10 protein-coding genes are annotated in these 14,018 nt (G+C 29.4%); 8 read left to right on the top strand and 2 right to left on the bottom strand.

The window, feature by feature from the left end; genetic code table 11:
- Positions 1-5: 5 nt before the first annotated feature.
- Both J3359_RS02545 and J3359_RS02540 read right to left on the bottom strand, forming a co-directional pair.
- On the bottom strand, positions 6-2,972 hold the full coding sequence (locus J3359_RS02545) for an amidohydrolase family protein (protein ID WP_208079188.1): 2,967 nt from the start codon (positions 2,970-2,972) through the stop codon (positions 6-8).
- A gap of 98 nt (positions 2,973-3,070) precedes the next feature.
- Positions 3,071-4,147: a DUF3810 domain-containing protein gene (locus J3359_RS02540; RefSeq protein ID WP_208079187.1), complete on the bottom strand. Its 1,077-nt coding sequence runs from the start codon at positions 4,145-4,147 to the stop codon at positions 3,071-3,073.
- Positions 4,148-4,285: 138 nt separating this feature from the next.
- Here J3359_RS02540 and dnaB point away from each other — a divergent pair, with 138 nt between their 5' ends.
- From dnaB to J3359_RS02500, 8 genes are all read left to right on the top strand, one after another.
- Positions 4,286-5,806, top strand: a complete 1,521-nt coding sequence (gene dnaB / locus J3359_RS02535; RefSeq protein WP_208079186.1) for a replicative DNA helicase — start codon at positions 4,286-4,288, stop codon at positions 5,804-5,806.
- 17 nt (positions 5,807-5,823) lie between these two features.
- Positions 5,824-6,642, top strand: a complete 819-nt coding sequence (locus J3359_RS02530; RefSeq protein WP_208079185.1) for a hypothetical protein — start codon at positions 5,824-5,826, stop codon at positions 6,640-6,642.
- A gap of 154 nt (positions 6,643-6,796) precedes the next feature.
- Positions 6,797-7,051, top strand: a complete 255-nt coding sequence (locus J3359_RS02525) for a DUF6364 family protein (protein ID WP_208079184.1) — start codon at positions 6,797-6,799, stop codon at positions 7,049-7,051.
- Positions 7,052-7,471, top strand: a complete 420-nt coding sequence (locus J3359_RS02520; protein ID WP_208079183.1) for a type II toxin-antitoxin system VapC family toxin — start codon at positions 7,052-7,054, stop codon at positions 7,469-7,471.
- Between the two features lie 79 nt (positions 7,472-7,550).
- Positions 7,551-8,735, top strand: coding sequence for an asparagine synthetase B (locus J3359_RS02515; protein WP_437440109.1), 1,185 nt, complete (start codon positions 7,551-7,553; stop codon positions 8,733-8,735).
- A 223-nt stretch (positions 8,736-8,958) separates the two neighbouring features.
- Positions 8,959-9,804 carry a transketolase gene (locus J3359_RS02510; RefSeq protein WP_208079181.1) on the top strand — a complete coding sequence of 282 codons (846 nt, stop codon included), beginning with the start codon at positions 8,959-8,961 and terminating at the stop codon, positions 9,802-9,804.
- Positions 9,805-9,954: 150 nt separating this feature from the next.
- Positions 9,955-11,085 carry an N-acetyl-alpha-D-glucosaminyl L-malate synthase BshA gene (bshA, locus tag J3359_RS02505; protein WP_208079180.1) on the top strand — a complete coding sequence of 377 codons (1,131 nt, stop codon included), beginning with the start codon at positions 9,955-9,957 and terminating at the stop codon, positions 11,083-11,085.
- A 150-nt stretch (positions 11,086-11,235) separates the two neighbouring features.
- Positions 11,236-14,016: a sensor histidine kinase gene (locus J3359_RS02500; protein WP_208079179.1), complete on the top strand. Its 2,781-nt coding sequence runs from the start codon at positions 11,236-11,238 to the stop codon at positions 14,014-14,016.
- Positions 14,017-14,018: the final 2 nt, after the last annotated feature.

Raw genomic sequence — 14,018 nt, 5'->3', positions numbered from 1 at the left:
TTTTTCTAGTTTTTAAGTTCTTCTAAAGTATCACAGTGAAAGTTTCTATCTTTTCTTTTCATTGGAACTTGTGTTTTAGCACCACCTAATTTTTCTTTCAACATCATATTAATTAACTTACTTTTTTCAGCTTTAATAGCCACTCTTTTTTGTTGGTCGATTTCTCTATCGAAAAACACTTTTCCATCTACAATGGTTTTTTCTGCTTTTGCATAAATAGACATTGGATGATCGCTCCAAAGTACAACATCTGCATCTTTACCCACTTTTATACTACCCACTCTATCGTCGATATGTAAAAGTTTTGCAGGATTAATCGTTACCATTTTCCAAGCTTCTAATTCTGTTATTCCACCATATTTTACTGTTTTTGCAGCTTCTTGATTCAAACGTCTCGACATTTCTCTATCATCTGAATTAATTGCTACTAAAACTCCTGCATTGTGCATAATTGCAGCATTGTATGGAATCGCGTCATTAACTTCGTATTTATATGCCCACCAATCGGAAAAAGTAGAACCTCCAACACCATGTGCTACCATTTTATCTGCCACTTTATAACCTTCTAAAATATGTGTAAATGTATTAATGTTAAAATTGAATTTCTCTGCAACCTTCATTAGCATATTAATTTCTGATTGTACGTAAGAATGACAAGAAATAAAACGTTCTTTATTTAAAATTTCTGAAATTGTTTCCATTTCTTCGTCCTTTCTATATGGTTTTCCACTTTTCTTTAAAGCATCGTATTCTTGTGCTCTTGTAAAATAATCTATAAACATTTGTTCAACTCCCATTCTAGATTGTGGGAAACGTGTTCCATTAGAACTACGTGATTGTTTTACATTTTCACCCAAAGCGAATTTTATAAATTTAGGAGAATTGTCGTAAATCATTTCTTCTGCATTTTCTCCCCATTTTAATTTTATAATCGCAGAACGACCTCCTATTGGATTTGCAGAACCGTGTAAAATCTGTGCAGAAGTGGTTCCTCCAGAAAGATTTCTGTAAATATTTATATCTGTTGGGTCTATAACATCTTCAATCGTTACTTCTGCTGATGAGTTTTGTGCACCTTCATTAATAGAAGAAGCAGCAATGTGCGAATGTTCATCTACAATACCTGCAGTTAAATGTTTTCCTGTTCCATCGATTTCTCTGGCACTTCTTGCTCTTAAATTCTGCCCTATTTTAGAAATCTTACCATCTTTTAATAAGACATCTGTATTCTGTAAAATTCCTTCATCTTCACTGGTCCAAACAGTTACATTTTTAATTAAAATTGTTTCTGTTTTTGGTTGAACGTAATTACCAAAACCAATGTTAGGATAGGTAACTGGAACTACAGTATATTCTTCGTCTTTCGATTTTTTACCTTTCTTTTCCTTTTTATCACTTGATTTCTTCATTAATTTTGAAGCCGAAAAATAAGATTCATTTCCATTATTATCGTAAGCAGTTCCTTGAATTACATTGGAAGCATTTATAATTTTCCCAACCAATCTTGTATAGTTTCCACCTTCGTTTAAGTTGATAGAAACCCAATCATCACTAAAAGAAAATTTCGATTTTACTTTTTTACCATCTAAAGTAACTTCTCCTTTTTGCTTAGATTCTTTACCAGTAATTTTTAAAGTATAGTTTTTATTGTTTGCAGACAATTTATATTCACCAGTAATATCGCGAATATTCATATCGCTCACGACGTTTTTTTCTCCTTGAACCCAATTTTCGTAAATGGTGGTTTTGGCATCAAAAACATCCCCAGAAGTAATAATAAAATTAGCATAACTACCTTCTTTTAAATTACCAATTTTGTTATTTCCAATAATATTTGCAGGAATTGTAGTTAAAGACGCCAGCGCATTTTCTTTATTAAAACCATACTTAATGGCTTTTTGTAGGTTTTTATGAAATGAAGCAACTGACTTTAAACTGTAAGTTGTCAAAGCAAAATTTACACCATTTTCCGATAAAACTTTTAAGTTAGAAGGTTCTTGGTTCCATCTTCTCATATCTCCTAAAGAAACTTGATTTGCCAATAGCGGATTGGAAACATCATAAGCATTTCTAAATTTAATAGGAATAATAAAATTGGCATTTGTTGCTTTAATATCGTTAATTCTCTCGAATTCGTCTCCACTACCAACAATGGTGTATTGTACACCAAATTCGTCTCCCACTTTATCTGCTCTTAAAGCATCTAAATGGTTTTTTGTTGCAAAAATTTGAACTAGATTTTTATTCTCGTTAAACGCTTCTAAAGCCAAATCTGTATTTTTCATATTGCCTTTTGCATACCAAGAAGCATCGTTATAAACCTGACGTAATAAAGCCATGGCACCCATTCTAGAACTTGGATATGCTTGCCTTGAAGCACCACTTTTAGAAAAAGATAAATATTGTGCAGACTTGGTATCTAAAATTCTGTAAGCATTTGAAGAATTAGGGTTTAGTGCAATTAATAATCCATTTCCTTGAATAATTCCGTCGTTAGAATGTGTGTTAACCACACCAAAGCCAGCTTTTAACATTTCTGTAGCTTTTTTAGAATCAAAAGAAAAATCCTTTAAAGGATTTACATCAGGGCGAATATGGTCGTTCCAATAATATCCTTCACGTGAAGCTTTGTATTGTGTAGTTCTAAAATTTCCTGAAGGTCTTTTAGGTTTTTTTATTCCAAAATCGGAATAAATATCAATAAAAGAAGGATAAATCGTTTTACCAGAAAGATCTATCGTTTTTGTTCCTTTAGGAATTTTTACAGAATTACCAGTTGCTACAACTTTACCGTCTTTAACCAGTAAAGTTCCTTTTTTAATCACTTTTTTTGGTGTGATGTATATAGTTGCATTTTTAAAGGCAAACATTGTGTTTGCTGTCGTTTTTACTCCTGCATCTGTTGGAAAATAATCTTGCGAATGCATGGAAAATGCCAATAATAACCAGAAGAATAAGAGTAGTTTTCTCATATAGTTTTAATTAGTTAAGAATTAATTAGTTTCTAAATTTAATTAGAAGGAATTTGGAAACTGTTAAATGAAGTTATTTTAACATAAATTTAAGAAAATTATAGTTGTGCTGAAGCTTCAAAATAAGAAATTAATAAATCAACCACATAATTATAAGATTCTACACCTTTAGTTTGTTTATTGGCTTTTAAATAAGCACTATAACCTTTTTTAATGATTGGTTCAAAAGGATTTTTATACGCTTGCCAAAAATTATAACTCGCATTAAAATCTTTGGCAATTCCTTTGTATAGAGTTTGCCAAAGTTTTTTTGATAAATTTCGGTCTCTTTTTCTAATTTCCGAAATACAATATCCAAAAGCCATTCTATAACTTGCATATTTAAAATAAATATCATCATTATAATTAGCTGCTAAAAAACCAATAAAATTTGCCTCATTCTCGGCAGCATAACCAATTTGATGCGCCATTTCGTGGCAAACTGTTGTTGGATATCCTGTTTTAGGAATTCTACTATTTACTTGTGCTTCTCCAGTTAATGGATTTAGATAACCAGAAGTTCCATTATAGGTTTGTAACAAACTCATTAGAGAACTTTTTACAGATTTATACTTGTATTTTAATTGTGGAAAATCTGCTTCTAAATTTTTATACCCAGCAACAGCCATTTTGTACATTTCCTTTTGATGATAGTTGTTTACAACCTTTATTGTGTCGTTTTTTGTAATTGTATATTGATAAAAGTTCAGTTTTTCGATAATGGTTTCTGTTACTTTTTGAAGCTGATCTGTAGTATATTTTGTTTGTTGATAACCTAAGTTTTTAGCCAAAGGCTCTCTGTAATAATTCAACCCCCAGAAAAGGTAAAAACAGAAATAAATTATAGATAAAAATGCAATAAAATGAATAATTTTGTGAAAGAAGTTTTTAAATCGAAATTTTATCAACCGAAATAAAAAACGAAGAAGGATAAATAAGAGAAAAATCAGTAAAATATCACCAAAGGAGAAAGGAATCCAACCCAAAATAATTCTTAAAAATGAAGAAATTATTGGATAAATTGCATTTGAATAATACGTTTCTATAAACGCAGGATTTTTAGCGGCCAATTGCACCAATAAAACCTGAATTGGAAGAAAAATCGTTAGAAAAAGATGTTTTTTATTGTATTTCATTGGGGTAAAAATAAGAATTCAAAATAGAAGTTCGCTGGTTATTAACAAGATAATAACAATTTAGTTTACAATATTTGTGTACAAATAAAAGTTATCAATTTGTAAGCGCTACCAAAGTAAAAAAGTACATTTGTAACCATGGAAAAAACGAATGCTGTCGCAGGAAAAAAGATAGATAAGGCAAGAATTATTAGTCTCGAAAAAGGGAAGATTCCTCCACAGGCAGTGGAATTGGAAGAAGCTGTTTTGGGAGCAATGATGATTGACAAAAAAGGAATTGACGATGTAATTGACATTTTAAGTGCAGAGGCTTTTTACGATGCAAAACATCACGAAATTTACGCAGCGATTTACGAATTATTTCAAAATTCAGAACCAATCGACTTGTTAACTGTTTCTAATTTGTTAAAAAAGAACGGAAAGTTAGATTTTGTTGGAGGCGATTTTTTCTTAATACGTTTAACGCAAAAAGTAGCTTCCTCTGCACATATCGAATTTCATGCAAGAATTATTCTACAAAAATACATTCAGCGTAAATTAATTTCAATTTCTAGTGAAATAATAGAAAATGCGTACGACGATAGTACAGATGTTTTCGATTTATTAGACGATGCAGAGGGGAAATTGTTCGAAGTTACACAAGGAAATCTAAAAAAGAGTTCAGAAGATGCAGGTTCTTTAGTAAAGCAAGCCTTAAGAAAAATTCAAGAAATTGGTAACAAAGAAGGAATGTCTGGCTTGGCAACAGGTTTTACCAAACTAGATGCACTAACTTCTGGTTGGCAACCCTCCGATTTAGTAATTATAGCAGCAAGACCTGGTATGGGAAAAACAGCATTTGTAATTTCCATGGCAAAAAATATGGCGATAGATTTTAATCATGGAGTTGCAGTATTTTCTTTGGAGATGTCTTCTGTACAATTAATTACTCGTATGATTTCTTCGGAAACAGGTTTAACTTCAGAAAAATTAAGAAAAGGAAATTTAGAGCCACATGAATGGGAACAATTAAACGTAAAAGTTAAGAAATTATCAGATGCGCCTATTTTTATAGATGATACACCATCATTATCAATTTTCGATTTACGTGCAAAAGCAAGAAGATTAGTTTCGCAACATAATGTACGAATTATAGTAATTGACTATTTACAATTAATGACAGCTGGAGGAAAAGCAGGAGGAAACCGTGAACAAGAAATTTCTATGATTTCTAGAAACCTAAAAGCCTTAGCAAAAGAATTATCTGTTCCAGTAATTGCACTTTCTCAATTATCAAGGGCTGTAGAAACACGTGGAGGATCTAAAAGACCTTTATTATCCGATTTACGTGAATCTGGTGCGATTGAGCAAGATGCAGATATTGTAAGTTTTATTTTTCGTCCAGAATATTATGGAATGACAGAATGGGATGATGATGAACACACACCATGTGAAGGACAAGGAGAATTTATTGTTGCCAAACACAGGAATGGTGGTTTGGATAATATTCGTCTAAAGTTTACAGGACATTTGGCAAAATTCTCGGATTTAGAGGAAGGTTTTAGTTCTGAATTCCAATCTTCTATGAATGCAGATTTCCCTGAAGACCCTTTTGCAGGAGCAGGAGGCGTAGATCCAAAAGATGCATTTGGTAATGATGATGATGAAATGCCATTTTAATTCATTAACTTTATAAAATGAATGAAAAAGAAGCAAGTTTAAAAAAGTGGATTTTAAAAAATGGATATCCATTTGAGATGAAAGTTGCAAATTTATTTCAGAAAAAGGGTTTCAAAATAACACAATCTATACTTTATAAAGATATTGATACCAATAAATACAGAGAATTAGATATTATTGCTTATTATGGAAAAATAATAAATGGTGTTTCTTTTAATTTTTCATTTGTTATAGAATGTAAAAAATCAACAGACAAACCTTGGATAGTTTTTAAAAATGATAATCTAATAAATTCCAAGTTAAATCGTTTTAAGCCATTTGCAACAAGAAATGCGGAAATTCTTTTTGAAAACTCTAACGTTAATGAGAATTTACAATTTAATAACATTTTTCCAGATATAAATAGTGCTGGTTACAATGTTGTAATTGCTTACAGAGACAGCAAAGATATTGCTTACAATTCTTCATTAAGTTTATTAAAAGCATGCAATTATATTAAAAATAAGTTTAATGATTCGAATTTAAGACAATGTAATTTTTATATTCCTTTGATAATTATAGAAGGAGAATTATATGATGCAAGACTAAATATAAAAGAGGAAATTGATTTTGAATTAGTTGATTTTTCCATATTTATGAATACAAAAATCTTTAATGAGAAAGATTCTACAACAATTACTATTGCATCTTCTAAAAACCTTGGTCATTTTATCGATGATTTAAAAAACAGTTTAAATTTATTTTTTAAACAGTATAGTAAAGAAGTAATAGAAGTTTCTTTATCAAATCCTACAAATACTAAAAACGATAACTTTAATTCGGTTGATTTATTTTGAAAAACTCTTTACATATACTAACATTTTTTATGATCTCATACTTAATTTAGACATTATTAATTTATGTTTATAATTGTAATAGTACCAATCAAAGTAAAAAAATAAAATATTAACACGTAAAATTACATTATATTTGTACGTATAATTGATTATTATGGATTCAAAACTCACACTTAAATTAGATAAATCTGTTATTGAACAGGCAAAATTGTATGCAAAAGAGCATCAAACAAGTTTGTCTAAACTTATTGAAAATTATTTAGCAGTATTAACTAAATTAAAGAAAAGTAAATCAGATGACATAGAAACATCTTCTTTTGTAAAAAGTTTAAGCGGTATTGCTAAATACGATGGAGATATTGATGAAAAACAAATGTATAGGGATTATATTATCGAAAAATATAAATAAATGCAAATCCTATTTATAGATACAAATATAGTTGTTGACTTACTCTTGGAAAGAAAACCATTCTATAAATACGCAGAAAAAATTTTTACATTGTCAGATGAAGGAAAACTAAAACTGGTAGTTTCGGCATTAACTATTGCCAACACACATTATATTATTTCCAATTTAAAATCAAAAGAATTAGCAAGAGAAGCTATTGCTAAATTTAAAGTTTTAGTTGAGATTATTTCTTTAAGCGATAAGATAATCGAACTTGCTTTAAGTGATGTAACTTTCCCTGATTTTGAAGACGGCTTGCAATACTATTCTGCTATAGATGCAAATTGTGCTTTTATAATTACACGAGATTTAAAAGATTTTAAAAATTCAGCACTTCCAGTAATGACAGCAGAAAGTTATATTGCTGGTCTTAAAAAATAGTTTAATGAAAAAAAATTTAACAATACTTACATTCTTATTCCTCTCAAACTCAATTTGGGCATCATTTATATATGTTCCTATGAGTAACGATAATCAAAAAAACCACTTAAAAGCGTACGGAATTGTCTATTTCTCTTTAGAAGCAGGTTTAAAATCGAAATGGTTATTAAATTACGATGGAGGTGCATTTTTAATAGAAAACAACAAAATTGTAGAAAACGAATGTAAAATTCGTGGCGTTTCTTATCAAGTAATTTCCGATGCAAAAGCACAAATTATTTTACAAAAAATTGCAGCTCCAAGCTCCAATCAAGATGCAGTAACTCTAGAAAAAGCACCAAAAATTGCAGTCTATTCTCCAAAAGATAAAATGCCTTGGGACGATGCTGTAACCATGGTTTTAACCTATGCCGAAATTCCTTTTGATATAGTTTACGATAAAGAAGTTTTAGAAGATAAATTATTAATTTACGAGTGGTTGCATTTACATCACGAAGATTTTACAGGGCAGTATGGTCGGTTTTATGGTTCCTTTAGAACTGCACCTTGGTATATTAAAGGAAAACAAAGAGCCGAAAAATTAGCCAAAGAATTAGGGTATTCTAAAGTATCACAAGAAAAATTAGCAGTTGCTAAAAAAATTAGAGATTACGTTGTTGGTGGTGGCTTTATGTTTGCTATGTGTTCTGCAACCGATAGTTTCGATATTGCCTTATCTGCAGAAGGCGTAGATATTGCAGAAGCAATGTTCGATGGAGATGCAACCACACCCAATTACCAATCGAAAATAAATTTTAATAAAACCTTTGCTTTTAAAAATTTCGAATTAATTAGAAATCCAACAACTTACGAGTTTTCTACAATAGATATGACTCGTAAACGCAAAATTCCTAAAACATCCGATTATTTCTCTTTGGTAGAATTTTCCGCAAAATGGGATCCAGTGCCAACCATGTTAACTCAAAATCATACAGTTTTAGTTAAAGGTTTTATGGGACAAACTACTTCTTTCGATAGAAGTACCGTTAAAAGTAATGTATTGGTTTTAGGAGAAAATAAAGTAAACCGAGAAGCACGTTATATCCATGGAACCAAAGGAAAAGGAATGTTCACTTTTTATGGAGGACATGATCCAGAAGACTACACACACAGAGTTGGCGACCCAAAAACAGAGTTAGATTTACACCCAACTTCTCCAGGTTATCGCCTAATTTTAAATAATGTGTTGTTTCCAGCAGCAAAAAAGAAAAAGCAAAAAACGTAATTATTTTTGGGCGTTCGAGCGGGCTTTCCAATACAATCTTTTGCCTAAAAAAAGGCAAAAGGATTTCCATTTCAATCCCTAACGCACTTACTCAATCTCAATAAAAAAAATCAATTATAAAAGAATAAATAAACTGTTAATAAAACTTCAATAAATATTTTTTAAAATCCATACAAATTCAATCACTTTTGTATTTTTGTCAGGATAAAAATAAAATCATAAAATGTCAACAACACAACAATTACAAGATTTTACACAACAAGTTCGTAGAGATATATTAAGAATGGTACACAAAGTAAATTCTGGACATCCAGGAGGTTCTTTAGGTTGTGCAGAGTTTATTACATGTCTTTATCAAGAAGTAATGGACTATTCTACAGACTTTAAAATGGATGGTAAAAACGAAGATGTATTCTTTTTATCAAACGGACATATTTCTCCAGTATTTTATAGTGTATTGGCACATAGTGGTTTTTTTCCAGTAGAAGAATTAGCAACATTTAGGTTGTTAGATTCTCGTTTACAAGGACATCCAACAACTCATGAAGGTTTGCCAGGAGTAAGAATTGCATCTGGTTCTCTAGGACAGGGAATGTCTGTTGCGTTAGGTGCTGCAGAAGCTAAAAAGTTAAATGGAGACAATAAAATTATTTATACTTTACATGGAGATGGAGAATTGCAAGAAGGGCAAAACTGGGAAGCAATTATGTATGCATCTGCAAAAAAAGTAGATAATATTATTTGTACTATCGATTTAAACGAAAAGCAAATAGATGGAGCTACAGACGATGTTTTACCAATGGGAAATTTAAAAGCAAAGTTCGAAGCTTTTGATTGGTTGGTTTTAGATGTAGAAAAAGGAAATGATATCAACACAATTTTAGAAGCTTTAAAAGAAGCAAAATCATTAACAGGAAAAGGAAAACCAGTTTGTATTTTATTACATACAGAAATGGGGAATGGAGTAGATTTTATGATGCACACACATGCTTGGCATGGAAAAGCACCAAATGACGAGCAGTTAGAAAATGCTTTGGCTCAAAACCCTGCAACTTTAGGAGATTATTAGTGAACTAATCCTGAATTTATTTCAGAATCTAAAAAAATATATAAAAGAGCTTTTTAAAATATAGAAAAGCTCTTTTTTTATGCATTTATTTTGATTTCAACTGTAAGATTAGCTTTATATTTACAATTAATAAATTTTTCAAAATAATATATGAAAATAGGGATTGTTTGTTATCCAACATTTGGTGGAAGTGGAGTAGTAGCTACAGAATTAGGAATGGCACTAGCAAATAAAGGGCATGAAGTTCATTTTATTACGTATAACCAACCAGTTCGCTTAGATTTTCTTTCTCATCAATTGCATTTTCATCAAGTTGTAATCGAAGAATATCCATTATTCGAATATCAACCTTACGAATTAGCTTTATCGAGTAAAATGGTAGAAATTGTAAGGAAATACGACTTAGAAGTTTTACACGTACATTATGCAATTCCACATGCGTATGCTGCTTTTATGGCAAAGCAAATGTTAAGAGAAAAAGGGTTAGATGTTAGAGTGGTAACCACACTTCATGGAACAGACATTACATTGGTTGGAAGTCATCCAACCTATAAAACAGCTGTAGAATTTAGCATTAATAACTCGGATGTGGTTACTGCAGTTTCTAATAACCTAAAAGAAACTACCAATAAATTGTTTAATATAACTAAGAATATTCAAGTTGTTTATAATTTTATTGATACAGAAAAATACGACAATGCTCACAAAGAAGAATGTAAAAGAAGTGCATTAGCAAAACCGAATGAACGAATTTTAACACATATTAGTAATTTTAGACCTGTAAAAAGGGTAGAAGATGTCATTAAAATTTTTGCTGAAGTAAAAAAAGAAATTCCGGCTAAATTATTAATGATTGGCGAAGGTCCAGAAAAAATAAAAGCCAAAAAATTAGCCAAAGAATTAAAAATTGCAGACGATGTTTTCTTTTTAGGGAACAGTACAGAAGTAGCTAAGATTTTATGTTATACAGATGTTTTTCTATTACCATCACAAACAGAGAGTTTTGGTTTGGCAGCTTTAGAAGCAATGGCTGCAGGAACATCTGTTATTTCTACAAATACAGGTGGTTTGCCAGAAGTTAATATTCAAGGAAAAACGGGTTATTTAAGTAATTTAGGAGATGTAGAAGATATGGCTAAAAATGCCATTTCAATTTTAAAAGACGATGCTATTTTAGAGAAATTTAAGCAAAATGCGAAAGAGCATACCAAACAATTCTCATTAGAAAATATTTTACCTGTGTACGAAGAAATTTACAAATCTTGTTATAAGGTAAAATAACAACGCTCACTAATAGAAAAGCACCACTCACTAACTTTTTTTACTTTTTTTTCTAAATAATTGTATTTTTGATACAAACCAACTTTGTGAAAAAAAATACAGCATTTAACTGAGAAAGATGGTTTACCAGATATCGAATTTTACGATTTATTGACAGATAAAGACGGCTTCATTTGGTTGGCGGCAGATAAAGGTTTATTTAAATACAATGGAAGAGAATACCAACTTTTAGACAATCCTTTAAAACGTGGACGATCTTTATTTGGACTAAAAACAGATTTAAAAGGAAGAGTTTGGTGTAATAATTTAGCAGGCCAATTTTTTTACGTAGAAAACAATAAACTTCATTTATTTAAAGATTTCGAAGATATAAATACCCTTGTAGATTACTATTTTCTTGAGAATTATTTGGTAACTATTAATAATAAATACATTTCTTTTACAAATCTTACAACTAAAAAAAACGAAAGAGTTTTAAAAAATACAGATGGTATTCCTACAGAGGAATTAAATGATAATTTTAAAGATTTTCATTTTTCTTCCAATTATAATTTATTTAAAATTACAGATATTAATAAAGAAAAAGTATTTGTAAGTAGCTTAGGTTCAAAAGACGAATATGTTAGAGGTCGTAAAATTGGTTTTAAATTGCATGAAAAAAAATACATCTTAGCACAAAGTGAAAAAGAACTTAGTTTAAAAATAAGTGAGTTAAATACAAGTAAAAACACACAAATTAACGTTCCTGAATATTTGAATGGAATTTTAATTCATAAAGTTACTATCATTAAAAACACACTATTTTTATTATCTAATAAGGGGGTTTTTTCAACATCAATAAAAGATAATCGGTTAATAATTAACGATCGCTATTTTAAAGACAATTATGTTACAGAAGTAGTCTTAGATAAAAATGAAAATTACTGGTTTTCGACTTTAAGAAATGGTATTTATATTATTTCTAATAAAGAAATTAAAGTGTACAATCAATTATTTGATAAGATAACTACGCTTAGAAAAAAAAATGATAAAACACTTTTTTTAGCCAGTAGTAATGGCACAGTAGAAGAATATCATATTTCAACAAAAGCCATAAAAAAACTAAACTTTATCTCAAATACTGCTGTAAAAACGTTTTATTACATTCCTAAAAACAATTCTCTTTTAATAGGAACTTCCAATTATGCTGTAAACTATAATCTTAATAATAATTCTTTCAAATCAATTAATGAAAGTGCGGCTTGGAAGTCTGTAGATTTTATAAATAATGATAATTATTTAGTAAGTACACCCAATAGTTTGTCTCAAATAAATATTACATCGAAACAATACAAACATTTAATTCATAAAAGAACCTATGCCGCTTTATATGCAAAAAAAGAGAATAGCTATTATGCTACAATGATAGATGGTTTTTTAAAATACGACATCGATAAAGAAAAGGGAACGTATCTAAAATATAAAAACAAGCGAGTTTATGGTTCTAAATTAGCAGAATTAGAAGATGGAACCATTTGGGTAGCAACACATAATAAAGGGGTGTTTGCTTTTAAAAACAATACTTTTGTAGATAGTTTAGTTGTTAAAAATGGATTGACTTCTAATGTAATAAATCAAATTGAGGCATATAAAAATGAATTGTGGATTTCTACAGAAAATGGTTTACAGAAATACGATAAAACCAACAAAACACTAAACACACTTGCAAAAATCGATGGTTTAAATTCTTATGCAATTGATAATATTGCAGTTTTAGATTCTTTAGTATTTATAACAACAAATAAGGGTTTATTAAGTTTTAACAAACATAAGGTGTTTAAAAAAAGAAAAATTCCTGAATTGTATTTTACGCAATTGATTGTTAATGATTCTGTAAAAGAATTTCCGAAAGAATTAAAATTAAAAGAGTTAGAAAGTAATTTTAAAGTAGAATTTAATAGTAACGGTTTTCAATCTAAAGAAAATGTAGGTTATGAATACTTATTAGAGAGGTTTTCTAATAATTGGAATGCAATCGAAAACGGAATTAACTTCATTACATTTAACACACTTCCATCAGGAAAATTTCTTTTAAAAGTTAGAGCAAAAAATAAATTTCAAACAGCATATTCTAACGTTTTATTATTGCCAATTACTGTAACAAAACCTTTCTACAAAACATTCTGGTTTTTATTGTTAATGCTTTTTTTAGTGGTGTTTTTAATTTTTATATATTTCAAAAAACAGAATAAACGTTTAAGAAAAGAGCAGAAAATTGCATTAGAAAAAGAAAAAATAACGAAAGAATTGGTGTATTCTCAATTAGAGAATTTACGTTCGCAAATGAACCCTCATTTTATCTTTAATGCGTTAAATTCTATACAGGATTTTATCATTTTAAATGAAAAAAAATTAGCACGACAATATTTAGTGAAATTCTCTAAATTAATTCGAATTTATTTAGAACAAAGCCAGAATGATACTGTAACATTAGCAGAAGAAATTAAAGCATTAAGATTGTATTTAGAACTCGAAAAAGATCGATTTAACGACGATTTTGTTTTCAATATTGTCATTGATGATGGTTTAAATTTAGAGCAAATATATATACCTTCTTTATTATTGCAACCTTATGTAGAGAATGCTTTAAAACATGGTTTATTACATAAAATTGATAATAAGAAATTAGATATTTTATTTGAAAAAGATAACTATTCTTCCACATTAATTTGTACCATTTTAGACAATGGAATTGGAAGAGAGGCAGCTGCAGAAATCAATAAAAAAAGAGTTGGAAAGCACAAATCTTTTGCCACTTCTGCCAATCAAAAAAGAATAAACTTATTAAACCTTGCAAATAATTCTAATTTAGAAATCTTGATAGAAGATTTATCTGAAAATGAAATTGCAACCGGTACAAAAATTATCATTAAAATTCCCATAAATCAATAACC

It is taken from the genome of Polaribacter cellanae (genome assembly GCF_017569185.1).
In the GTDB taxonomy this organism is placed as follows: domain Bacteria; phylum Bacteroidota; class Bacteroidia; order Flavobacteriales; family Flavobacteriaceae; genus Polaribacter; species Polaribacter cellanae.
Note: the sequence above shows the minus strand (reverse complement) of the source record. Positions and strands in the feature narration are given on the sequence as shown.